The 23,583-nt window shown below is 68.5% G+C and carries 21 protein-coding genes and 1 tRNA gene; 11 read left to right on the top strand and 11 right to left on the bottom strand.

Annotated features, from left to right (window positions below; genetic code table 11):
- Positions 1–269: 269 nt before the first annotated feature.
- A complete protein-coding gene (locus tag MKK51_RS09065) occupies positions 270–1,460 on the top strand; it encodes a transglycosylase SLT domain-containing protein (RefSeq protein ID WP_243976507.1) in 1,191 nt (396 codons plus the stop codon).
- A gap of 368 nt (positions 1,461–1,828) precedes the next feature.
- Entirely contained in the window at positions 1,829–4,303 is a 2,475-nt protein-coding gene (locus tag MKK51_RS09060; protein WP_243976505.1) for a PBP1A family penicillin-binding protein, read from the top strand.
- 37 nt (positions 4,304–4,340) lie between these two features.
- Here the strand turns inward: MKK51_RS09060 and MKK51_RS09055 are convergent, their stop codons facing one another.
- Entirely contained in the window at positions 4,341–5,810 is a 1,470-nt protein-coding gene (locus tag MKK51_RS09055; RefSeq protein WP_243976783.1) for an AMP nucleosidase, read from the bottom strand.
- 239 nt (positions 5,811–6,049) lie between these two features.
- Between MKK51_RS09055 and tsaA the strand changes: the two genes are divergently transcribed.
- A complete protein-coding gene (tsaA, locus tag MKK51_RS09050; protein WP_243976503.1) occupies positions 6,050–6,607 on the top strand; it encodes a tRNA (N6-threonylcarbamoyladenosine(37)-N6)-methyltransferase TrmO in 558 nt (185 codons plus the stop codon).
- A complete protein-coding gene (locus tag MKK51_RS09045) occupies positions 6,604–7,299 on the top strand; it encodes an SGNH/GDSL hydrolase family protein (protein ID WP_243976501.1) in 696 nt (231 codons plus the stop codon). Before tsaA ends, MKK51_RS09045 begins: the two co-directional genes overlap by 4 nt.
- On the opposite strand, the gene MKK51_RS09040 is transcribed toward MKK51_RS09045, so the two are convergent.
- The 3 genes from MKK51_RS09040 to MKK51_RS09030 are packed head-to-tail and all read right to left on the bottom strand — an operon-like array spanning position 7,300 to position 12,633.
- On the bottom strand, positions 7,300–10,392 hold the full coding sequence (locus tag MKK51_RS09040) for an efflux RND transporter permease subunit (RefSeq protein WP_243976500.1): 3,093 nt from the start codon (positions 10,390–10,392) through the stop codon (positions 7,300–7,302).
- Positions 10,393–10,429: 37 nt separating this feature from the next.
- Positions 10,430–11,518, bottom strand: coding sequence for an efflux RND transporter periplasmic adaptor subunit (locus tag MKK51_RS09035; protein ID WP_243976499.1), 1,089 nt, complete (start codon positions 11,516–11,518; stop codon positions 10,430–10,432).
- On the bottom strand, positions 11,515–12,633 hold the full coding sequence (locus MKK51_RS09030) for an efflux RND transporter periplasmic adaptor subunit (protein WP_243976498.1): 1,119 nt from the start codon (positions 12,631–12,633) through the stop codon (positions 11,515–11,517). The genes MKK51_RS09035 and MKK51_RS09030 overlap by 4 nt, the downstream gene beginning before the upstream one ends.
- Positions 12,634–12,733: 100 nt before the next feature.
- On the opposite strand from MKK51_RS09030, the gene MKK51_RS09025 reads away from it, so the two are divergent.
- A complete protein-coding gene (locus MKK51_RS09025) occupies positions 12,734–13,324 on the top strand; it encodes a TetR/AcrR family transcriptional regulator (protein WP_243976497.1) in 591 nt (196 codons plus the stop codon).
- 6 nt (positions 13,325–13,330) lie between these two features.
- On the opposite strand, the gene MKK51_RS09020 is transcribed toward MKK51_RS09025, so the two are convergent.
- Positions 13,331–14,230, bottom strand: a complete 900-nt coding sequence (locus tag MKK51_RS09020; RefSeq protein ID WP_243976496.1) for a histone deacetylase — start codon at positions 14,228–14,230, stop codon at positions 13,331–13,333.
- Positions 14,231–14,426: 196 nt separating this feature from the next.
- On the opposite strand from MKK51_RS09020, the gene MKK51_RS09015 reads away from it, so the two are divergent.
- From MKK51_RS09015 to MKK51_RS09005, 3 genes are all read left to right on the top strand, one after another.
- Positions 14,427–15,587, top strand: a complete 1,161-nt coding sequence (locus tag MKK51_RS09015) for a ceramide glucosyltransferase (protein WP_243976495.1) — start codon at positions 14,427–14,429, stop codon at positions 15,585–15,587.
- A gap of 97 nt (positions 15,588–15,684) precedes the next feature.
- Positions 15,685–17,061, top strand: a complete 1,377-nt coding sequence (eat, locus tag MKK51_RS09010) for an ethanolamine permease (protein WP_243976494.1) — start codon at positions 15,685–15,687, stop codon at positions 17,059–17,061.
- 46 nt (positions 17,062–17,107) lie between these two features.
- Positions 17,108–17,806, top strand: a complete 699-nt coding sequence (locus MKK51_RS09005) for a glutamine amidotransferase-related protein (protein WP_243976493.1) — start codon at positions 17,108–17,110, stop codon at positions 17,804–17,806.
- A 43-nt stretch (positions 17,807–17,849) separates the two neighbouring features.
- On the opposite strand, the gene MKK51_RS09000 is transcribed toward MKK51_RS09005, so the two are convergent.
- Positions 17,850–17,936 (bottom strand) — tRNA-Leu (locus tag MKK51_RS09000).
- Between the two features lie 143 nt (positions 17,937–18,079).
- Here MKK51_RS09000 and MKK51_RS08995 point away from each other — a divergent pair.
- Both MKK51_RS08995 and MKK51_RS08990 read left to right on the top strand, forming a co-directional pair.
- Positions 18,080–18,661 carry a YqaA family protein gene (locus MKK51_RS08995; RefSeq protein WP_243976491.1) on the top strand — a complete coding sequence of 194 codons (582 nt, stop codon included), beginning with the start codon at positions 18,080–18,082 and terminating at the stop codon, positions 18,659–18,661.
- Positions 18,658–19,149: a disulfide bond formation protein B gene (locus MKK51_RS08990; protein WP_243976489.1), complete on the top strand. Its 492-nt coding sequence runs from the start codon at positions 18,658–18,660 to the stop codon at positions 19,147–19,149. The genes MKK51_RS08995 and MKK51_RS08990 overlap by 4 nt, the downstream gene beginning before the upstream one ends.
- An 18-nt stretch (positions 19,150–19,167) precedes the next feature.
- Here MKK51_RS08990 and MKK51_RS08985 read toward each other — a convergent pair whose 3' ends face one another.
- The 4 genes from MKK51_RS08985 to cpdR all read right to left on the bottom strand — a co-directional run bounded on the left by MKK51_RS08985 (position 19,168) and on the right by cpdR (position 21,279).
- Positions 19,168–19,653 carry a DUF1178 family protein gene (locus tag MKK51_RS08985; protein ID WP_243976487.1) on the bottom strand — a complete coding sequence of 162 codons (486 nt, stop codon included), beginning with the start codon at positions 19,651–19,653 and terminating at the stop codon, positions 19,168–19,170.
- 19 nt (positions 19,654–19,672) lie between these two features.
- On the bottom strand, positions 19,673–20,554 hold the full coding sequence (locus tag MKK51_RS08980) for a carbon-nitrogen hydrolase family protein (protein ID WP_409565653.1): 882 nt from the start codon (positions 20,552–20,554) through the stop codon (positions 19,673–19,675).
- Positions 20,551–20,823, bottom strand: a complete 273-nt coding sequence (gene grxC / locus MKK51_RS08975; RefSeq protein WP_243976485.1) for a glutaredoxin 3 — start codon at positions 20,821–20,823, stop codon at positions 20,551–20,553. The genes MKK51_RS08980 and grxC overlap by 4 nt, the downstream gene beginning before the upstream one ends.
- Positions 20,824–20,922: 99 nt before the next feature.
- On the bottom strand, positions 20,923–21,279 hold the full coding sequence (gene cpdR / locus MKK51_RS08970) for a cell cycle two-component system response regulator CpdR (protein WP_003603128.1): 357 nt from the start codon (positions 21,277–21,279) through the stop codon (positions 20,923–20,925).
- Between the two features lie 208 nt (positions 21,280–21,487).
- On the opposite strand from cpdR, the gene MKK51_RS08965 reads away from it, so the two are divergent.
- On the top strand, positions 21,488–22,396 hold the full coding sequence (locus MKK51_RS08965) for an N-formylglutamate amidohydrolase (protein WP_243976483.1): 909 nt from the start codon (positions 21,488–21,490) through the stop codon (positions 22,394–22,396).
- Between the two features lie 308 nt (positions 22,397–22,704).
- On the opposite strand, the gene galU is transcribed toward MKK51_RS08965, so the two are convergent.
- Positions 22,705–23,571: a UTP--glucose-1-phosphate uridylyltransferase GalU gene (gene galU / locus MKK51_RS08960; RefSeq protein WP_243976482.1), complete on the bottom strand. Its 867-nt coding sequence runs from the start codon at positions 23,569–23,571 to the stop codon at positions 22,705–22,707.
- Positions 23,572–23,583 lie beyond the last annotated feature (12 nt).

The following is a 23,583-nucleotide window of genomic DNA, read 5'->3' as shown; positions in this document are numbered from 1 at the left end:
TGTCTCGACATCGCCCTCTGGGACCATCGTAACTGGGCTACGGAGCCTTCGTTCCAACCCCGGCCAGAATGCCTTTTTGACGCGGCCTCTCTGAACCGCATCCGAACGATTACTTAAAATATCGTTAAATCATAGCCTTAACCGTTCCTTAAGCGTGCCACGCTTGAATCACGGAGCTGTCCCATTGTGGTCACAGCTCCCGGCGAGATGTCCGCTCGCTGAACTGATCGAAGCCGCGTCCTAGAACGCCGCGGCACGAACAAGGAACAATGATGGGGCTTTTCCCGGAGCCGGCGCACTGCGCCGACGACGCGTGCCGTCTCGTGCCCAACGAGACCCTGGATCGTGAAGAGACGGTGGCCTGGCTCAAGCCCGGCTTCCTTCGCGGCGCAAGGAAGGCACGCACCACGGTATCGGCCCGACTCACCGTCGCGAAGATCGCGATCGGCCTGCTGCTCGGCTCCGGCCTGCCGCAGAGTGCCCTGGCACCGGCCGCCACGGCCCATGACCGCATCGACCTGCGGGCCTCGGTGGCGAGTGATTTTTCGGCCGCCACCATCGACAAACCCTCGGATTGGCAGGGAGTTCCCCTCCTCGACCAGGAACCCGCCACGGCGAGCCTGATCGAGTCCGATCTCGCCTCGCTTCCGCAAAGCCGCGAGAGCGCCGGGCGGGACGTTCTCCGGTTCGGCGACATGAATGTGCCGCGCGACATCGTGGAGACGATCCTGAAGGCGTCGTCCGAGACCGGCGTCGATCCGGTCTACATGATGGCGCTCGCCGACAAGGAATCGAGCTTTTCGACCACGGTGAAGGCGTCGACGTCGTCGGCCGAGGGGCTGTTCCAGTTCCTGTCCGCCACCTGGCTGGAACTGGTGCGGACCTACGGTGCCCGCTACGGCTATGAGGCCGAGGCCAACGCCATCACCGGCCGCGGCGGCGCCATCACCATTCAGGACGACGCCACCCGCACCCGCGTGCTGCGCCTGCGCCAGGACCCCTATGTGGCCGCCCTGATGGCCGGCGAGCTGATCAAGCGCGACCGCGCCCGCATCGAGCAGCGCATCGGCCGCGAACTGAAGACCTCGGAACTCTATCTCGCCCATTTCCTCGGCACGTCGAGCGCCGGCAAGTTCCTGGCGCTCAGCACCGACAACCCGGATGCGCTGGCCAAGCAGGCGTTCCGCGCCGCCGCCCGCGCCAACCGCAGCCTGTTCACGGAAAAAGCCGGCAAGCACCGGCGCAGCCTCACCGTCGCGGAAGTCCGCGAGCGTCTCGGCGACATGATCGACCGCCGCCTCGACCAGTATGAGGGCGTCACCGCCCTGGTCGGCACGCAGGACTCCGCCCCGGACATCGCCGGCGATCCAAGCCAGGCCTCCGCCCTCCTCGATGCCAGCCTGCGCGTCTCGGCCCCGACCCACCGGATGCAGATGACCGAGGCCTTGCCGAAGGAGTGACGCCTCGGCCGGGTTCGTTGCTCGGTCGGCGAACCGGGCCGCCGAAAAGGAGTGATACCGTCGGGGTTGCGAATGCTGGCCGACGCGGCATGCCATGACCTTCGAGCAGACACCTCCGCCATTCCGGGGCCGCGCGGCGGAACCCGGAATCCGCACCCGCTACGCGTGCTCGACATGGCCGCATTGGCGGTTCTGGATTCCGGGCTCGCCTGTGGCGACCCGGAATGACGGCGAGGGACAACCCCCAGGGAGCTCTGGTGACGCCGCCTCCGGCATGGCGCCCGGGGTTCTTTCCGGTCTAGAACCGCCGAGCCAGCGCCGACGGTAAGCCGACGGGACCTGCGCTCCTGGATCACGACCGGCGGCCGATGACAGATCAAGAACCGGAACGGCCGAAGCCCCCTGGCGCGCCGGATGCCCGAACCGCCGCCCGTGAAGCCGGACAGGCGGCGCGTGTCCTGTTCGGGCATCTCGGATTCCTCCTCGCCACGGCGCTGCGCGGTCTCGCGCGGGGCCTGCTTTCGATGGGGCGCGCGGCGGGACGGAGGCTCAGCGCCCTCGGCTCGAGACTCCGGGCGCGCACCGCTTCCCCGCAAACGAACGGCACGGTCGCGCCGCCTCCGGCCGGGATCGGTCCGGCCGCGCCGACGGCAGGCGCGGGCTGGCGCGGCCGATTGCAGCAGCGGCCCTATTTCGCCGCCGGTCTTGCGGCCCTCGCCCTGCCGCTGGTCTTCGTTGCAGGTCTCGTCCTCTACAGCTTTGCGACGCTGCCGCCGCTGGGCGGCGTGGTACCGGAAGGCGGCCAGCGCGCCCTCACGGTGGAGGCGGATGACGGACGGGTCTTCGCCACGCGCGGCGCTTTCCAGGGCCAGAAGCTCACGGCGGCCGACATGCCGGCCCATCTCGCCCAGGCCGTGGTCGCCATCGAGGACCGGCGGTTCTACTCGCATTGGGGGGTCGATCCGCGCGGGCTGGCACGGGCACTCTGGCGCAACACGGTGAGCGGCGGCGTGCGCGAGGGTGCGTCCACCATCACGCAGCAATATGTGCGGCTCACCTCCCTGACCCAGGAGAAGACGCTGCGCCGGAAGATCCAGGAAGCGTTCCTGGCCCTGCGTGTGGAGAGCACGCTCTCGAAGGAGGACATCCTCCTCGGCTATCTCAACACCGCCTATTTCGGGGCCGGCGCCTATGGCATCGACGCCGCGTCCCGGCGCTATTTCGGCAAGGGCGCGAAGGCGCTGACGCTCCCCGAGGCGGCCATGCTGGCGGGCCTCGTCAGGGCGCCGTCGCAATTGGCGCCGACGCGCAATTTCGGCGGCGCCAAGGAGCGCGCCGACATCGTGCTGCAGACCATGGTCGAGACCGGCGCGATCACCGCCGCCGAGGCCGACAAGGCCCGTGCGGAGACGATCACCCTGCGGACTCCGCCCGAGACTCCGCCGGGCACCAACTACTTCCTCGATATGGTGTCGGCGGACGCCAAGCGCCTGTCGGACACATCCGGCGACGTCACCCTGCGCACCACCCTCAACCTCGATCTGCAGAGCCTGGCGGAGGGCGTCATCGCCCGGCGGCTCGATGCGGAAGGGACGAAGAAAAAGGCGAGCCAGGGCGCCATGGTCGTCCTGAACAAGGAGGGCGCGATCCTCGCCATGGTGGGCGGGCGCGACTACGAAGACAGCCAGTTCAACCGGGCGACCCAGGCCAAGCGGCAGGCCGGCTCGCTGTTCAAGCTGTTCGTCTACCTCACCGCCTACGAGAAGGGCCTTTCGCCGGAGACGGTGCTGGTGGACCGGCCCATCCAGATCGGGGATTGGGAGCCGCAGAATGCGAGCGGCCGGTTCCGGGGGGCGGTCCCTCTCCGCACCGCCTTCGCCCAATCGATCAACACCATCGCCGCGCAGCTCGCCGACGAGATCGGCATGGCCTCCGTGATCGAGACCGCGCGCAAGCTCGGCGTCACCTCCGACCTGCCCAACGTTCCGAGCCTCGCCCTCGGCTCGGCGGAAGTCTCCCTGCTGGAGATGACACGGGCCTATGCCGGCGTGCTGGCAAGCGCGCAGCCCCTCGACACCTACGGCGTCCATGCCATTCGCGGCCCCGGCCCCGACCCGCTCTACCTGCGCCCCGACGCCAAGCCGACGACGCCCCTGCCGGGGGAGAGCCGCGCGATGATGCTCGATTCGCTCCAGGCCGTGGTGGACAGCGGAACCGGGCGGGCCGCGCGGATCACCAACCTCGCGGTGGGCGGCAAGACCGGGACGACGCAGGATTACCGGGACGCCTGGTTCGTCGGGGTGACGCCGGACCTCGTGGTCGGCGTCTGGGTCGGCAACGACGACAATTCCTCCATGAACAAGGTCGGTGGCGGCGACCTGCCGGCGGCGATCTTCAAGGATTTCACCCAGCGCGCCACGATCCAGATGGCGTCACGGCGCAAGCGCCCCTCCGCCGCCCGCGCCGAGCCGGCTCCGGCCGCCAAGGAGACCGCCGCCGCCGGGGCATTGCGCGGGGTGCCGGAGGTGATCGATACCGGAACCCTGTCGTTCCGCGGCCGGACGGTGCGCCTGCTGGGCGTCGACGGCGAGCGCGGTGCCCTGGCGCGCCAGCTCGCGCGCTATCTGCGCCGGCGCGAAGTCGTCTGTGCGCCGGCGGCCGGCGGCGCGACCGACGAGGCGCAGCCTGCGGGCCTGCGCTGCCAGATCGACGGCGATGACCTCGCCTCCCTGATCCTGACGGCCGGCGGCGCGCGCGCGTCCGAGGATGCCCCGTCGGACCTCCTGGCGGCGGAGGAGCAGGCCCGCTCCGAACGGGCCGGTCTGTGGCGGCGCGAGCGCTGATCCCGTCGATCCGGCGATCTTGCGAATCGCCGGACGGTCAGCGGAACGGCGGCTCGTCAAAACTCCTCAGCTTGCGCGAATGCAGGCCGTTGCGGTCGGCGCGGAGGATATCGAGGGCCGACAGGCCGATGAGCAGGTGCTCGGCCACCGCCCGTTCGTAGAAGGCGTTGGCCGCCCCCGGCAGCTTGATCTCGCCATGGAGCGGCTTGTCGGAGACGCAAAGGAGCGTGCCGTAGGGAACCCGCAGGCGATAGCCCTGCGCCGCGATGGTGCCGCTCTCCATGTCGACGCCGATGGCGCGGGACAGGTTGATCCGCCGCCGCTCCTGGCTGAAGCGGAGCTCCCAGTTGCGGTCGTCGTAGGTGACCACGGTGCCCGTGCGCAGGCGGCGCTTCAGGTCGTCGCTGGTCTCCCCGGTGACGCAGGCGGCGGCGGCCTGGAGCGCGAGCTGGACTTCGGCCAGGGCCGGCACCGGCACGTCCGGCGGCACAAGCTCGTCGAGGATACGGTCGCGGCGCAGATAGCCATGGGCGAGGACGTAGTCGCCGATGGTCTGCGACTGCCGCAGCCCGCCGCAATGGCCGACCATGAGCCAGCAATGCGGACGCAGGACCGCCAGATGGTCGGTGATCGTCTTGGCGTTGGAGGGGCCGACGCCGATATTCACCAGCGTCGTGCCCTGCATCGACCCGTCGGCACCGCGCGCCACGAGATGATAGGCCGGCATCTGGAACTTGTGCCAGGGCGAGGCGGCGATGAGGGCCGCCGGGTCGATGCTCGCCGCCTCCTCCCGCGAGACGGTGATGCCGCCGGGCAGGATCATGCGCTCGTAGCCGTCCCGGCCGCCGGCGAGCTGCTCCAATCCGTGGCGGATGAAGCCGTCGACGTAGCGGTGGTAGTTCGTCAGCAGGATCCACGGCTGGACGTCGCGCCAATCGCAGCCGGTGTAGTGGACGAGGCGGCGGAGGGAATAGTCGACCCGGATCGCGTCGAACAGCGCCAGGGGCTTGGGCTCTTCGACCGGCGCCACCCAGAGACCGTCGGCGATCTCGTCTCCCACCACCGAGAGCAGCGGGACGGGGAAGTAGGTGGCCAGATCGCGCGGAGTGATCCCGCTGCCCGAGAGGTTGGCGCCCGGCTCCAGCACGTAGGGATAGGGAATCTCCTGCGCGCTCAGGCCGACTTCGAGGGTCGCCCCGTAATCCCGCACCAGGGGCGTCAGCTGCTCCAGCAGATACGGCCGGAAATGCGCCGGCTGCGTCACCGTGGTGGCGTAGGTGCCGGGAGACTGGAACTTCGCCGTCGCGCGGGAAAAACGCGGGATCGGCCCGGACGGGTGATACGTGATCCGCAATTCGGGATAGCGGAACTGGAGCCGCTCCGCATGGTCGGGGGCGGCTCCCCCGTCGAGATAGCGGGTCAGGGCGGTCTGGAGCGACTGGATCGCACCCGCGTACAGGGCGGCGAGGCGGTCGACGGCGGTCTCGGCATCGCCCACGGATTCCATCGGGCGCCATTCGCTGGTGGTCACGCTCTCTCCTCGAAAGGCTTCGGCCCGAAGGCCGGGGGGGCGGATGGCGCCGCCGACGGAAACCTATACCGCGCCGTCGCCCGATGGAACGACGCGGCCCGCATGGCGGCGCGTCGTCGTCCGGCTTGCGAACGGGGGCGAGTTGTCCGACATGCTCAGTTCGAACGGCTCGCGCGGTCCCGCCGGGTAACGCCTCTCCAAGACCGATACGCATGATGAGCGACCCGATCGACCGGCGGCCCGGCGAAGAGACCGTCACGCTGCCCGAGTCCCACGATGCCGGGCTCTATTTCATCGGCCGTGTCCGAACCCCGTGGGCGAGCAGGGCCGAATGCCCCAAGAACGGGCTGCAGACCGACGCCGTCTGCACCCTGGAGGTCGATGCCGCCTTCGCCCCCGGTCTGCAGAACGTGGAGGGGGTGAGCCACCTCATCGTGCTCTATTGGATGGACCGGGCGGCGCGGGACATCGTGCGCCAGAGGCCGCGCCATGCGGAGGGCAGCCGCGGCACGTTCTCCCTGCGCTCGCCGGCGCGTCCCAATCCCATCGCGCTCTCGGTGGTGGAACTCCTCGGCATCGACGGGGCGACCCTGAGCGTCCGAGGGCTCGACTGCCTCGACGGCACGCCGCTCCTCGACATCAAGCCCTATTACGCGACAACGGATTCTCGGCCGGACGCCACCGTCGACAGGGCCGGCACGGCGAAGACCTTGGAGGTCTCGAAGACCTCGGAGGTCTCGAAGACTTCGGACTTGCCGGGAGCGACCCGGTGAGGGCGCTGCGCCTCGGCCTTGCCGGGTTGGCGATTCTGGGAATCGGCTTCGCCATCGGCTGGATCGAGAAGCCCCAGCGGCTCAACACCCAGCTCTACGCCACGGACAGGCTGCCTTCGGTCCAGGCGCATCTCGACGACGCGCCGCAGGGCTACATCTTCCTCGCCGGCGATTCGCAGGCGGAGTTGCAGAGCCCGGCCCAACGGGTCTGCGGCATGGAGATCGTCAATGGGGGCATCAGCGGCGCATCGGCCGCCGTCTACGCCGATCTCGTGGCCAAGTTGTCCGTGAAGACCCGCGCCCGCGCGGTGGTCGTCTTCATCGGAACCAACGACCTGCTGCGGAAGAAGGAGCCGCTGTCCGACAAGACGGCCTTGCGTTTCGACGAGGCGGTGGAGCGGATCGTGAAGCGGCTGCAGGCCGGCAGCGACCGTGTCGTGGTCGCCGCCGTCCCGCCGATCTCTCGTTCGGTGGAGAAGCGCTTCGAGCCTGCGGCGGTGGCGGCCTATTCCGCCCGGATCGAGGCCCTGTGTCGGCGCCTCTCCTGCGCTTACGCCGACCCCTTCGCAGACCTGCGCGACGGCGATACCGGGTTCGCCCTGCCCGGCGTCCTGCGCGACGATCTGCACATCGCAGATTACCGCCGCGTCATGCGGGCCCTGGAGCCCGCTCTCTGCGCGGTCTCGCCCTGATCAGGCCTCGGCGTGACGGGGCGCCGCCGTCGATGCACCGCCGTCCGGCCTCTCACCCTTCGGCGCCTTGATGCGGTACCAGCCGACATAGAGCGCGGGCAGGAAGAACAGGGTCAGGAAGGTGGCCGCGATGATGCCGCCGATCATGGCGTAGGCCATCGGCCCCCAGAACACCTCCCGGGCGATCGGGATGAGGGCGAGGCTCGCCGCCCCGGCCGTGAGGAGGATGGGCCGCATCCGGTGGCAGGTCGCCTCCACCACGGCGTCCCACGGGGCGTAGCCCTCGCGGTCGTACTCGTCGATCTGCATCACCAGGATCACCGAGTTGCGGATGATGATGCCGATGAGGGCGAGCACGCCGAGGATGGCGACGAAGCCCAGCGGCTTGCCGAAGGGCAGCAGGATCGCGACGACGCCGATGAGGCCCAGCGGCGCGACGCTCGCCACCAGGAACACCTTCTGGAAACTCTGAAGCTGGATCATCAGGAACATCGCCATGGCGAGCAGCATCACCGGCGCCACCGCCGCGATGGGTCCGCTGCCCTTGGCGCTTTCCTCCACCGCACCGCCGACGGCGAGGGTGTAGCCGTCCGGCAGGGTCTTCTCGAACGCCTTGATGGCCGGATCGAGGGCCTTGACGATGGTGGGCGCCTGAGTGTCGTCGACGATCGCCGCCCGCACGGTGATGGTGGGCAGGCGGTCGCGGCGCCAAACGATGGGCTGTTCGAGTTCGTAGCTCACCGTGGCGAAGGCCAGCAGGGGCACGACGCTGCCGTTCGACAGCGGCACCTGCAGGCTTTGCAGCGTCTCGACGGAGTTGCGTTCCACCGCCTGGGCGCGGCCGACCACGTCCACGAGGTAGATCGAATCGCGCACCTGCGTGATCGAACGGCCGCCGACGATGCCGTTGAGCAGGCCGGCGATGTCTTCCGAGGTCACGCCGAGCTGGCGCGCCTTGTCCTGGATGATGTCGACCTTCAGCACCTTGCCCGGCTCGTTCCAGTCGAGGTTCGGCAGACCGACATTCGGACTCGAGGCGACGATGGTGCTGAGCTGGAGCGCGAGGCCGCGCACCTTCTGGAGATCGGGTCCGCTGAGCCGGTACTGGATCGGCCGGCCCACCGGGGGCCCGAGGTCGAGGGAATGGACGAACACGTCGGTGCCGACGAATTCCTTGGCCGCCAGCGCCTCGAATTTCTGGATCATCTTGTCGCGCGCCTCGAGCGACGTCGTCACGACGATGACCTGGCCGAAGAACGCGTTGCCGAGCTGCTGGTCGAGGGGAAGATAGAAGCGGACCGCGCCCTGCCCGACATAGGAGCTCCAGCGCAGGATGTCGGGGTCGCCCTTCAGGGTCGCCTCGAACCGGTCCATCTGCGCCTTGGTCTCGGCGATGCTGGCATTCTGCGGCAGCGTCATGTCCACGAGGATTTCGGGACGGTCGGAGGCCGGGAAGAATTGCTGCTGAACGAATTGGATGCCGTAGAGCGACAGGCCGAGGAGGCCGACGCAGAAGGCCACGGTGATCCAGCGGAAGCGCATGGCCGGCAGCAGCATCGCGCGGAAGCTGCGGAGCAGGAAGCTTGGGCGATCGTGATGCTTCTTAATCGTCTTCGGCAGGAGCTTCACGCCGATGAGGGGGGCGAACAGCACCGCCACCACCCATGAGATCAGGAGGGAGGCCGCGATGACCACGAACAGGCTGTAGGTGTATTCGCCCGCCGCCGAGCCGTTGAAGCCGATGGGCAGGAAGCCCGCCACGGTGACCAGCGTGCCCGTGAGCATCGGGAAGGCGGTGGAGGTATAGGCGAAGGTCGCCGCCTTCTTCAGGGTGTCGCCCACCTCCAGCCGCGCCACCATCATCTCCACGGTGATCATCGCGTCGTCGACGAGGAGGCCCAGCGAGATGATGAGAGCGCCGAGCGAGATGCGCTGCAGCGTGACGCCCATCACCTGCATCACCACGAAGACCACGGCGAGGACGAGGGGAATCGAGAACGAGACCACGAGCCCCGCGCGCCATCCGAGGCTGATGAAGCTGACGCCCAGCACGATGACCACGGCCTCGATGAGCGCCTTGGTGAAGCCGCCCACCGCCTCTTCGACGATCTTCGGCTGGTCGGAGACGAGATGGATGCCGACGCCGTAGGGCAATTCGCCTTCGAGCTTCTTCATCCGCGCCTTGAGGTCGTGGCCGAAGGTCAGCAGGTTGCCGGAGGGCTGCATGGCGATGGCGAGGCCGATGGCGGGCTGGCCGTTGAACCGGAACAGGGCGGTGGGCGGATCGGTGAAGCCGCGCGAGATCTCGGCCACGTCCGAGAGGCGGAAGAAGCGGTCGTTCACCCGCAGGTTGATGGTCCTGAGGCTGTCCTCGGAGACGAACTGACCGCCGACCCGCACGGAGACGCGCTCGGGGCCGGCCTGGATCACGCCGGAGGGGGCGATGGCGTTCTGCGCCTGCAGGGTCTTGATGACCGCGGCCTGATCGACTCCGAGACCGGCGAGCTTGCGGGTGGAGAAGTCGAGGTAGATGACCTCGTCCTGCGCGCCGAGAAGCTGCATCTTGCCGGCATTGTTGACCTTCTTCAGGTCGGCCCGCACCCGCTCCACGTAGTCGCGCAGCTGGCGCATCGAGACCCCGTCGGCGGTAAACGCGTAGACGTTGCCGAACACGTCGCCGAACTCGTCGTTGAAGAACGGCCCCTGGATCCCCTGCGGGAAGGTGTTGCCGATGTCGCCGATACGCTTGCGCACCTGATAGAAGATGCCCGGAATCGTCTTGGGCGGCGTCGTCTCGCGCAGCTGGACGAAGACCGTGGTCTGGCCCGGCGTGGTGTAGCTGCGGCTGAAATCGACGGCGTCGATCTGCTGCAACTCCTTCTCGATCCGCTCGGTGACCTGATCGAGGGTGTCGCTGATCGTGGCGCCGGGCCAACGCGCTTGCACGATCATGGTCTTGATGGCGAAGGGCGGGTCCTCCTCGCGGCCGAGCTTCTCGTAGGCGAGGAAGCCCGCCACCATCGAGATCAGCATCAGGAACCAGACGAAGGAGCGATGCTCGAGCGCCCATTCGGACAGGTTGAAGTTCTTCACGGGCGGCTCTCGCGTGAGACTGTTCGGATCGGCGCGGCTATTGCGATGTGTCGGCGAGGCGGACGCGCTGGCCCTCGCTGAGGCTGAGTGCGCCGGCGAGCACGACGCGCTCCCCCGGCTTCAGGCCCTCGGTGATGGAGACACGCTCGCCGTTCCTGTCCGCCACGGTGACGTCGCGGCGGGCCACGGCATCCCCGGCCTGGTTCACGATCCAGACCGCGCTTCGGCCATCGGCCTCGAAGACCGCCGTCGCCGGCAGCGGGAACCGCGGTTTCATGTGGCGCGAGAGCTCGACGGTGATGGTGGAGCCGAGGCGGAACGCCTCCGGCGGGTTGAGCAGGGTCATCCGGATCCGCCGGGTGCGGGTCTTCTGGTCGGCGAAGGGCGAGATCTCGCGGACTTTGCCCGTGGCTGTCACGTCGGGCGCGCTCTGGAGCGCCACGGTGAAGACCGCGTCCTTGGGCATGGCGCCCACGAGATCCTCGGGGATGTCGACCACGGCCTCGCGTTCCTCGGGCCGGGCCAGGGTCGCCACCGCCTGTCCGGCGGAGAGAACCTGTCCGACTTCCGCGCTGCGGACGGTGACCACGCCGTCGAAATCCGCATGCAGCTCGGTATAGCCCATCTGGTCGCGGGCCTTCTGCAGGTTCGCCTGGGCCTGGGCGAGCCGGGCCTGGGCCGTGTCGCGGCTCGCCACGGCGCTGTCGAGGCGGGCCTGGCTGACATTGCCGTTGGCGATCAACCGCCGCTGCCGCAGCTCGGTGGCGCTGGCATTCTCCGACTGCGCCGTCGCGTCGGCGAGTTCCGCCTCGGCGCGGGTGAGAGCGAAGCGCGTGACGATGGGGTCGAGGGCGGCGATGCGCTGGCCCTTCTTCACCACGTCGCCCACCGTCACGTCGCGGGCGATCACACGGCCCGCGATCTGGAACCCGATCTCCGATTGGTAACGGGGGGCCACGAACCCGGCGAAGGGTCCGAACACGATCGTGTCGACGGGCTTGGCCTCCGTATAGAGCACGGGCCGCACCGGCGGCGGGCCGGCCTCCTCGTCCTCGGCGCCATGGCAGGCACCGAGGCCGGACAGGGCCGCCCCGATGAGGACGACGCGGATGCCGGAGCGGATCATCGGGCGATCTCCTCGGCGACGGCCACGGTCTGGCCCGGCCGGAGGAACTGGATGCCGGCGATGACCACCTCCTCGCCCGGCTCGACACCGCCGGACAGGGCGATGGTGTTGGGCGAATACCGGTCGATGGTCACGTTGCGCGGGGCGACCTTGCCGCTGGCCGGATCACGCACCCATACGGCGGGTCCGTTCTCCCAGCGGTAGAGCGAGGACCAGGGGAGGACGATGGCCGTCTGCGGCCTGAACTTGCCGGTGCCGATGACGATGGCCCCGAGGGACATGGCGGCGGGCGTGTCCTTCAGGCCGACCTTCACCCGCACGGTGCCGGAGGCGGCGTCCACGCTCGGCGAGATCTCCCGCACGGTGCCGACGGTGTGCACCGTCGGGTCCGCCTGAAGGGTGATGTCCACCTGCTTGCTCTCGGGTGGGGTCGCGAGCACCGCCTCGAACACGTTGAACACCGCGTCGCGCGGCCCGTCCTCGGCCATGGTGAGGACGGTCTGTCCGGCCTGGACCACCTGGCCAACCTCGAAGCTGCGGCTCAGCACGATGCCGTCGACGCCCGCCTTCAGGTCGGTATAGGAGAACTGCTCCTGGGCCGTGCCCAGGGCCGCCTTGGCGGATTCCACCGAGGCCTGGGTGGTGCGCAGCTGCTGCTCGGCATCGTCATAGCTCGGCCGCGTGGTGAAGCCGCTGGACAGCAGCATCTCCTGGCGCTTGAAATTGACCTTCGCCTGGGTCAGCAGCGCCTCGGCGGAGGTCAACGCCGCCTGCGCGTTGTTGAGGTTGGCGCGCTGCTCCTGCGGATCGAGCTTGGCCAGAACCTGATCGGCGGTGACGTGATCGCCCACCTCCACCAGGCGCGTGGCGATCTTGCCGTTGTTGCGGAAGGCCACGTTCACCTGCGACTGGGCCTGGATGTCGCCGGTGAAGACGAGATCGGCCGAGATGGTGCTGCGCTCGGCCTTCGCCGTGCGGACCGTGGCGAGGCTCTTGTTCGAGGGCGTCGGGCCGGGTTGGCCGGACTCGCCCTCGGCCCGAGCCGGAAGGCAGGCCAGGGCAGCGAAGCCGAGGCAGACCGCCGTCCGCACACCTCGGTACCGTCGAATGGACATGGCCGGACCAGACACTGTGACCCACCCCGCGACAGCTCTATCGAACCGCCTCTCTATCGGTTATCTTACCGACCGTCCAGACGGTTTTTAGAGAGGGAACATGGTCAAGCCGCGCACACGGCGGGAGGATCGGCCGAGCGTCATCCTCGATGCGGCCGAGAGCCTGATCCGTCGCGCGGGCACGCGCACCCTGACGATCGACGCGGTCGCGGCCGAGGCGGGCCTGAGCAAGGGCGGGGTGCTCCACCACTTTTCCTCGAAGGACGCGCTGATCTCGGCGATGGCCGAGCGCAAGCTCAGGCAAGTCAAGGAGGGCATCGCCCGGCTCGAAGCGGAGCAGGTGCCGGGCCCCTCCGCCCTCCCCCTCGCCCTGATCGCCCATGCGCGGCAGGTCTATGCGGAGGAAGAGGGGTTTCCGCGGGCTTTCCTGTTGGCGTCGGCCGAGAACCCGGAGGCTTTCGCCGGGTTCAACCTCTTCCTCAGCGAGCGGCTCGCAGCTCTCGAAAAGATCGAGACCTGTCCGGGGATCGGCGCGGCCCTCGTCTTCTCGACGCTGGGGCTGCTGATCTCCCGGACGCTGGGCTTCCATTCCCTCGAAGGCGCGCAGCTGGAGCGGCTCTTTGACGGACTCGAGAAGGTGGCGCGATGCGTGACCGAGGGCGTCCCGCCCGACTCGTGCGGCACGCCCTGAGCGGGATCACGCCAGGGCGGCCATGGCCTGGAACACGAGGGCGTGGCGGGCGGCGAGGGCGTCGATATCGGTGGCATAGCCGCCGCCGATCACCGCCACGAGGGGGATGCCACGCCGGCGCGCCTCCCCGACGACGTAGCGATCCCGCGCGGCCAGGCCCGCATCGGTGAGGGCCAGTCGACCGAGCCGGTCGTCCCCGTGCGGATCGACCCCGGCATTGTAGAACACGATGTCCGGCGAGAGCCCGTCGAGGAGGCCCGGCAGGTGCGCCGCGAGCACGGCGGCGTAGGCCGCGTCGTCGACGCCGTCGACGAGGCCAATGTCGAGATCGCCGGGGATCTTGCGCGTCGGATAGTTCTTCTCGGCGTGGATCGAGAAGGTGAACAGGTCCGGCGACCCGGCGAGGCAATCGGCGGTACCGTCCCCCTGATGCACGTCGCAATCGACCACCAGCGCCCGGCGGATCGCGCCCTCGTCCTGGAGCGCCAGGGCGGCGACGGCGACGTCGTTGAACACGCAGAACCCCGCGCCGGTCTCCCGCCGTGCATGGTGACTGCCGCCGGCGGCGCTTCCGGCGAGGCCGTGGTCCAGTGCCAGCCGCGCCGCCGCGAGGGTGCCGCCGGCGGACGCCCGCGAACGGGCCACGACGCTCTCGTCCACCGGCAGGCCGATGTTGCGCTCGATCTCCCGCGAGACCGAACAGGCCAGGACGGCCTCGACGTAATCCGGCCGGTGCGCGCGCATCAGCAGGGCCGCGTCCGCTGGTTCCGGCCTGACGAAGCCGGAGGGGGCAAGGCCGAGTCGCGCCAGGGTTTCGGCCAGCCGCCCATATTTCCGCATGGGGAACCGGTGCCCGTCCGGCAGGACGGCCTGATAGGCGGGGTGGGCGACGATGGGCGGGATCATGCCGGGTCGAACCGGCCGGGCCTGACCTCGGTTCCGCGAGCGGCCACGGGTCTCGTCTCGCTCACGCCGTGACCTTCCCTGCGACGGGCGACAGACGGGAGCCGCGCCTTTGTCATACGACTGAAACAGCCCGCCTGTTACGGCCTCCGGCGGGGGCTGGTTCCGTCAGGCGGCGGAGGCCCGGAGGGAGCGCGGCATGTTCGGCAGTCTCGAGACCGGCGCGATCGTCGCGCTCTCGCTCTGTGCCGCACTGACCCTGGTGAATTGTCTCAGCATCGCCATCGCCGCATGGCGCATCGGCCGCAATCGCGGGCTCCCGAGCTTTCCCGCCGCCGCGCCGGTCTCCCTGGTGCGCCCGGTCTGCGGCCTCGAGGCGTTCAGCGAGGAGATGCTGGAGCGCGGCTTCCATCTCGCCCATCCGGATTACGAACTCATCTTCTGCGTCGCCGACGGCCGCGATCCCATCGTCCCGCTGCTGCACCGGCTGATGACGGCCCATCCGGCGGTGCCGGCGCGGCTCATCGTCGGGGACGAGCGGATCAGCGACAATCCCAAACTCAACAATTGCGTGCGCGGCTGGGAGGCGGCCCGGCACGAATGGGTGGTGCTGGCGGATTCCAACGTCCTGATGCCGCCGGACTACCTGCAGCGTCTGCAGGCCTCCTGGCGACCGGATACGGGCCTCGTCTGCTCCACGCCCATCGGCTCGCGGCCGCACGGTTTCTTCGCCGAGCTGGAATGCGCCTTCCTCAATACGCTCCAGGCGCGCTGGCAATATACGGGGGAGAGCCTCGGCCTCGGCTTCGCCCAGGGCAAGAGCATGCTCTGGCACAAGCCGTTCCTCGACGGGCATGGCGGCATCCGGGCGCTCGCCGCCGAGATCGCCGAGGATGCGGCGGCGACCAAGCTCGTCCGCGCCGCCGGCAAGCGGGTCCATCTCGTGGCCGCGCCCTTCGAGCAACCCCTGGGCAGCCGGGCATTCCGCGAAGTCTGGTCGCGGCAGGTGCGCTGGGCGCGCCTGCGTAGGGTCACCTTCCCGCATTTCTTCGCGCCCGAGATCGGCTCCGGGGCGGTGCTGCCCTTCGCCATCGCGGCGCTCGCCGTCCCGACCGTTCCGGTCCTACTCGGCACCGTCGCCCTGGCGATGCTCTGGTACGGCGCCGAATACGCCCTCGCCGCTCGCGCCGGGTGGCACCGCTCTCCCCGGCTGCTCCTCGCCTTCCTTCTGCGGGACGCGCTCCTGCCCGTCATGTGGGGGAGCGCCTGGATGCAGCGCGCCATCGTCTGGCGCGGAAACGCCATGGACATCCGCCCCAAGGAGACGCCCCGTCTGCGCACCCGCGCCACGGCGGCGTGAGGCGGGATACGCGCTTCGCACGCCCTCTTTCTCTTCCGGCAAAACTCTTGCTTTATGGTTTCCCGACGGCAGCCATCGCCGATGACGGGATCCCACCATGCAAAGCGAATCCACCGGCCTGCATAAGGGCCTGAACGCGTTCCACCTCTGGGGTATCGCCGTCGGCCTCGTGATCTCCGGCGAGTATTTCGGCTGGAGCTACGGCTGGGCCAGCGCCGGGACCCTCGGCTTCCTAGTGACCACGACCTTCATCGCCGCGATGTACGTCGCCTTCATCTTCAGTTTTACCGAACTCACCACGGCCATCCCGCAGGCCGGCGGCCCCTTCGCCTACAGCCGACGCGCCTTCGGCCCCATCGGCGGCTGCATCGCCGGCTACGCGACGCTGATCGAGTTCGTCTTCGCGCCGCCCGCCATCGCCCTGGCCATCGGCGCCTATCTCAACGTCCAGTTTCCGGGCCTCGACCCGAAACACGCGGCGCTGGGCGCCTACCTGATCTTCATGACCCTCAACATCGTCGGGGTGCAGATCGCCGCCACGTTCGAGCTGTTCGTCACCATCCTGGCGGTGGGCGAGTTGCTGGTCTTCATGGGCGTCGTTGCCCCCGCCTTCAGCTTCTCGAATTTTGCCGCCCATGGCTGGGCCGGCGAATCGACCTTCACCCTGGCCTCCATCGGCGGGATGTTCGCGGCCATTCCCTTCGCCATCTGGTTCTTCCTCGCCATCGAGGGCGTCGCCATGGCGGCGGAAGAGGCCAAGGACCCCAAGCGCACGATCCCCGTCGCCTACATCACCGGCGTGCTGACGCTCACCGTCCTCGCCTTCGGCGTGATGATCTTCGCGGGCGGCTCGGGCGACTGGCGGACGCTGAGCAACCTCAACGACCCGCTGCCCCAGGCCATGAAGACGGTGGTGGGCGAGTCGAGCGGCTGGTTGCACATGCTGGTCTGGCTCGGGCTGTTCGGCCTCGTGGCGTCGTTCCACGGCATCATCATGGGCTATTCGCGCCAGATCTTCGCCCTCGGCCGCGCCGGCTACCTCCCCGCCTTCCTGGCCAAGGTGCATCCGCGCTTCCAGACCCCGCACGTGGCCACCGTCGCCGGCGGCCTGATCGGCATCGCCGCCATCTACAGCGACAATCTCATCGAGATCGCGGGCCAGTCCCTCACGGCGAGCATCGTCACCATGGCGGTGTTCGGCGCACTGGTGATGTACGGCATGAGCATGGCGGCCCTGTTCAAGCTGCGCCGCAGCGAGCCCGACCTCGCCCGTCCCTACCGGGCGCCGTTCTTTCCCGTCGCACCCGCCTTCGCCCTGGCCATGGCCGGCATCTGCTTCATCGCCCTGGTCATCTTCAACCCGGTGATCTTCGCGATCTTCCTCGCCGTGATGGTGGTCGCGGTCGCCGCCTCGCACGTCCTGGCGAAGCCGGTGGCGGCTGCTCCCGTCACCACGCTCGATCCGGTCATCTGAAGGGCTGGGGCTCGCATCGATCCGCGGTCTTGGCCATAAGGCGACGATGAAGATCGGAATCATCGAGGCGGGGGCACCGCCCGCCCGCCTGGCCGAGGAATACCCGTCCTATGGCCGGATGGTGGAGAGACTCCTCGGCAACCCTGCCGAGGTGACCACCTTTCCGGTGGCGGAGGGGCGGTTCCCGACCGCTCCCGAGACCTTCGACGCGTTCGTCGTCACGGGTTCGGCGGCGGGGGTCTATGACGACCTGCCGTGGATCGCGCCGCTCGCGCATTTTCTGCGCGCGGTCGACGGGCGCGCCAAGCTCGTCGGCCTGTGCTTCGGCCACCAGATCATGGCAGCGGCCTTCGGCGGCACGGTGGAGAAATCGGCCAAGGGCTGGGGGATCGGCCTCCACACCTACGACGTGTTCGAACGCGCGGCATGGATGGACGGGGCGACCCGCGTCTCGGTGCCGGCGATCCACCAGGATCAGGTCATCGCTCCCCCTTCGGGCGCGCGCATTCTCGGCGGCAATGATTTCACGCCCTACGGCATCCTGTCCTACCCGGAACGACGGGCGATCTCGTTCCAAGTCCATCCGGAATTCGAGAGCGATTACGCCACGGCTCTGATCGCCGGGCATCGGCCCGCTCTGCCTCACGACGAAGCGTTTCAGGCTGCCGCGGTCGCCTCGCTGCGCGGCGAGAGCGACGCTCCCCGCGTCGGCGGCTGGATCCGCCGCTTCCTGCAAGCGAGATAGGGTCTGCCCGGGGCTGGCTCACGGCCTGCGACGCAGGGGCGAATGGTGCGGGCGGTCGGAATCGAACCGACACTCTGTCACCAGAACCGGATTTTGAGTCCGGCGCGTCTACCAGTTCCACCACGCCCGCAACATCCGCCTCATGGCACAGGTTCGCGCGGACGGCCAGAGGGGTTTTACCGCCGGGTGCCGTACCGACGCTTCCGGCTCGCAAGTCCGGCCGGGTTGTGCTCAAAGGGCCTCGCGCCCTCCCCCATCGGATAGAAGCCCTTCATGATCCGCCGCCTCTACGAGTGGATACTCGCGCTCGCGGGCAAGCCGTCGGCCCCCTACGCGCTCGGTGCGGTGGCGTTCTCGGAGAGTTCGTTCTTTCCGGTCCCGCCCGACGTGATGCTGGTGCCGATGGCCGTGAGCCGGCCCGACAAGGTCTGGCTCTACGCGACGATCACCACCCTGTCCTCCGTCGCCGGCGGGCTGCTCGGCTACGCGATCGGCGCCCTGCTCTACGATTCCCTCGGGGTCTGGCTGTTCTCGCTCTACGGGCTGAACGAGAAGGCGGCGAGTTTCCAGGCCTCCTACGCCCAGTACGGGCATTGGGTGATCCTGCTGAAGGGACTGACGCCGATCCCCTTCAAGCTGGTGACGATCACCTCGGGCTTCGCCCATTACGACCTGTTCTGGTTCGTCGTGCTCTCGCTCATCACCCGCGGCCTGCGGTTCTTCCTGCTGGCTGGGCTTCTGAAGCGCTACGGCGTATCCATTCGCGCCGTCCTCGACCGGCATCTGAACGTCGTCGCGGCCATCACGGTGGCCGTCATCATCCTCGGCTTCGTCCTGTTCAAGGTGCTGCTGTGATCGATTACTCCATACTTCTCCGTCTTCGCCGGGCCGCGCTGGCGGTCCTGATCGGCTCCGCACTGGCGCTCGCGGGCGCCTTCTATTTCCAGTGGGTCCTCGGCTACGTACCGTGCAAGCTCTGCCTGACGGAGCGCCTGCCCTATTACGCGGCGATCCCGCTGGCCCTGCTCGCCCTGTTCACGCCCGAGCGCGTGACGCGGCTGATCCTCGGGATCGCCGCCCTCGGGCTGCTCTATGGAGCCGGCCTTAGCATCTATCACGCGGGCGCCGAATGGGCGTTCTGGGCCGGTCCGTCGGATTGCGGCGGCGGCAGCGGCGCCAATCCCAGCGATGTCGGCGACTTCCTCGATACCCTGAAGGCGACGCGGGTCGCCGATTGCTCCACCGCCGCCTGGCGCTTCCTCGGAATTTCGCTCGCCGGCTGGAACGCGGCCATCGCCTTCGTCCTGGCCTCCATCGCCGGTACGGCCGCCCTCAAGCGGTGAGCGGAGTGCGGCGACCGCTCAGTTGAGGTCGCCGGGCAGGGCGGGGAGCGGCGCGACGTCGATCCCCTCCTCCACGAGGGCGCGGGCCTCGGAGGGGCTCGCTTCGCCGTAGATCGGCCGGAACTCGGCCTCGCCGTAATGCATGCGGCGGGCTTCCTCCGGGAAGCGGGGGCCGACATTGTCGGCCGTCCGGGTCACATGCTCGCGCACGGCGCGCATCAGCGCGCGCAACTGTCGCTCCGGCTCGGCCATCGCCGGCACGTCCGCCGAAGGCACGGCAACGGGCTCGCTCGCGGACGCTTCGGCGATCGAGCGGCTTTTGTCCGGCACCGAGGCCGCGGTCTTCGCCAGCGCGGGCGCCATCATGGCCTTCGTGACCTTGACGGAGCCACAGGCGAGACAGGCCACGAGGCCGCTCGCCGCCTGAGCGTCATAGGAATCGCTGGAGCGAAACCAACCTTCGAAACCGTGGCCGTTGTCGCAGACGAGGGTGTAGCGGATCATCGGCGGGACCGGACCGGTCTCATGCTCGACCCGTCCGCCCGACCCGTTCCACCGTGAAGGGACGCGCGTGTTTGAGGGCGGGAATCCGGCCCCGTGCCTCGGTGACGCGGGCGAGGTCGATCTCGGCCAGGATCACGCCGGGCTCCGCCCCGCCGGCATCCGCCAGCACCTTGCCCCAGGGATCGACGATGATCGAGTGACCGTAGGTCTCGCGTCCGTCCTCGTGACGACCGCCTTGGGCGGCCGAGAGCATGAACGATCCGGTCTCGATGGCGCGGGCGCGGTGAAGGACATGCCAATGCGCCTCGCCGGTCTGCTTGGTGAAACAGGCCGGTGCGCTGAGGATCGTCGCCCCGGCTTCCGCGAGAGCCCGGTACAGGGCCGGGAACCGAAGGTCGTAGCAGATCGCGATGCCGAGGGGGGCCCAGGGCGTCTCGGCGACGACCGCGCAGGCACCACCCGTATAGGTGTTGGATTCCCGCCAGCGCTCGCCGTTGGGAAGGTCCACGTCATAGAGGTGGAGCTTGTCGTAAGAGGCGGTGATCGCCCCCTCCGCATCGATGAGGAAGGCACGGTTGGCGATCTTGTCGCCGTTCCGCACGGCTAGGGAGCCGATATGGACGACGATGCGGCGTTCGCGGGCCACGTCGCGCAGGGCCGCCAGGGTCACATCCTCGTCCTGCTCGCGCACGTTGGCGAACAGGCTGGCTTTGTCCCGCTCCACCAGGGAGGTCATCTCCGGCGTCTGTACGTAGTGTGCCCCCTGTGACGCCGCCTCCCGCACGAGGGCGACGGCGGCATCGCGGTTGGCGAGGGGATCACGCCCCGAGCGCATCTGGATGCAGGCCGCGACGAAGCGGGGCTCGGCTTTCGCCTCGGGCATCGGCGACGCGTCGCTCATGACGGCACCGCCGGCGTCGACAGGAGCGGATCGAGCTTGCCCGACCGGTCGAGGGCATAGAGGTCGTCGCAGCCGCCCACATGCGTCTCGCCGATGAAGATCTGCGGCACGCTGGTCCGGCCGCCGGCACGCTGGATCATGGCGAGGCGCGAGCCCGGCGTCTTCTCGACGTCGATCTCCGTGAAAGAAACGCCCTTCTCCCGCAGCAAGGTCTTGGCGGCGGTGCAGTAAGGGCACCAGGCTGTCGTGTAGATGGTCACCGGAGGCATGGTTTGCTGACGTCCCGCTTCGCTCCCCTCAGCATATAGGGGAACGGCCGCCACCTTCCTATGACAAAGCCGTCGTCGGCCGGGGGAGCATGTCCCGTCTCAGGCGGCCAGCAGCTTCTCGACCTCGTTGACGAGATCGCGCAGGTGGAAGGGCTTGGACAGAACCTTCGCGTCCTTCGGAGCCTTCGAGTCAGGGTTGAGGGCGACCGCCGCGAAACCCGTGATGAACATCACCTTGATGTCCGGATCGAGTTCGGTGGCGCGGCGGGCCAACTCGATCCCGTCCATCTCGGGCATCACGATGTCGGTAAGGAGCAGTTCGAAGGGCTCCTCGCGCAGCCGATTATAGGCCGAGAGGCCGTTGTCGAACGACAGCACGTCATAGCCGGCATTCTGCAACGCCTTGGCCAGGAACCGGCGCATGTCGTTGTCGTCTTCGGCCAGGAGGATCTTCATCGGTCGGTGTCCCGCACCCTTGAGTCGCTGTGTTCTTTTCATAAAGCGCAGACTTGGTAAACAAGGTGTTGCGATCGGGGGCCGGGCCGCGTGCACAGGAGCACGCCGGTCGCTTCACCACGGTCCGTGTCACAGTGGACACGCCCCCTCGCGCGCCGCACAGTGTGACCATGCGTTTCCCCTTGAGCCCCTGGGCGCCCACGCCGCGATGACCGAGCCGAACCCTCGCCGGGATGCCGCGACTCCAGGAGATTTCGCGCCCCCCTTCGCCATCGACGAGCCGCGGGAACACACGCTTCCCTTCGTGTTCAACACGCCTCATTCCGGGGCGGTCTACCCGAAGGCCTTCCTGGCGACGTCGCGCCTCGACCCGTTGGCGCTCCGGCGCTCGGAGGACGCCTATGTCGACCGGCTGTTCGCGCCGGTGGTCGATCTCGGCGCGCCGCTGATGCGCGCGAACTTCCCACGGGCCTATCTCGACGTGAACCGCGAGCCCTACGAGCTCGACCCGCGCATGTTCGACGGGCGCCTTCCGCCCTTCGCCAACACGCGGTCCATGCGGGTGGCCGGCGGCCTCGGCACGGTGCCGAGGGTGGTCGCCGACGGTCAGGAGATCTACCGCGGGCGGTTTCCCGTGGAAGAGGCGGTCGCGCGGATCGAGGACCTCTACAAACCGTATCACCGTGCCCTGCGCGGCCTCGTCCAGCGCACGGCCCGCGTCTTCGGCCACGCCCTCCTGATCGATTGCCACTCGATGCCGTCGTCGAGCCTGCTGCGCGAGGAGGATTCCAAGGCCGATTTCGTCCTCGGCGACAGGTTTGGAACGAGCTGCACGCCGGCCCTGATCGCGGCGTTCGAACATCATCTGCGCGCGCGCGGCTTCCGCACCCTGCGCAACAAGCCCTATGCGGGCGGCTTCATCACCGAACATTACGGCGAGCCGAATATCGGCCGTCACGCGCTTCAGATCGAGATCAATCGCGGTCTCTACATGAACGAGACCACCCTCGCGGTCACGCAGGGCTTCGCCGATCTGGTCTGGATGCTGCGCGAGGTGGTGAAGGCGGTCGCCGAGGAGATGGACAGCCTCACGCCGCGCAGGATGGCGGCCGAATAGGCCCGCGTTTCCAGGCCAGGCACATCCAGGGTTCGTGCGCGCCTCAATCGCCGCGCTCAGCCCGAACCCGGCGGAAAACGAGGCGCCCAAGAAAAAAGGCCGCTCCGAAGAGCGGCCCGAAGTCTAGGGAGGAAACGCCCAAGAAGGGCTACGGGACCGCGACGCCATCGCGATCTCGCAATGCACAATGTAAAGTGCGTCGCACAAAACGCAAGGGTGTTTCGCCGCCGAAAGGCTGCGCACGGCGCATGCCCCGCCCGCGTCGGATGCACCATACGGCGCAGCTTGCAGGTCTCGGCCGTTTCGGCTCACAATTCCTTGAGAAGACGGGCGATTTCGGCCTTCAGCGGCCCGGCCAGATCCTTGCGCTCGAGGGCATAGGCGATGTTCGCCGTGAGGAAGCCGAGCTTCGAACCGGTGTCGTAGGTCCGGCCCTCGTAGCGCATGCCGTAGAAGGACTGCTTCTCGGCCAGCCGGATCATGGCGTCGGTGAGCTGGATCTCGCCGCCGGCCCCCTTCTCGCCGTGCTCGAGGATCGAGAAGATCTCCGGCTGGAGGATGTAGCGCCCGGAGATGATGAAGTTCGACGGGGCGGTGCCCTGTTTGGGCTTCTCGATCATGCCGTTGATCTCGAAGGTCTGCCCGTAGGTCTCGCCGACGCCGACGATGCCGTACTGGTGGGTCTCCTCCGGCTTCACCTCTTCCACGGCGATGACGTTGCCGCCATGGCGCTCGTAGGCCGAGAGCATCTGCTGCATGCAGCCCTTGCTCAGCATGTCCGGCAGCAGCACGGCGAAGGGCTCGTCGCCGACGATCTCGCGGGCGCACCAGACCGCATGGCCGAGGCCGAGGGGAGCCTGCTGGCGGGTGAAGCTCGTCTGCCCGGCGGCGGGGAGGTCCCGCTTCAGCTCCTCGTAGACCGCTTCCTTGCCGCGCTCCTGCAGCATCCGGTCGAGCTCGAAGGCGATGTCGAAGTGATCCTCGATCACGGCCTTGCCGCGTCCGGTGACGAAGATGAAATGCTCGATCCCGGCCTCGCGCGCCTCGTCCACCACATGCTGGACCACCGGCCGGTCGACCACGGTGAGCATTTCCTTCGGGACGGCCTTGGTGGCAGGCAGGAAGCGGGTACCCAACCCTGCGACAGGCAGGACGGCTTTACGAATCGGTTTCATCAAGCGGGACCC

Origin of the sequence: Methylobacterium sp. E-045 (assembly GCF_022829685.1) — a bacterium.
In the GTDB taxonomy this organism is placed as follows: domain Bacteria; phylum Pseudomonadota; class Alphaproteobacteria; order Rhizobiales; family Beijerinckiaceae; genus Methylobacterium.
Note: the sequence above shows the minus strand (reverse complement) of the source record. Positions and strands in the feature narration are given on the sequence as shown.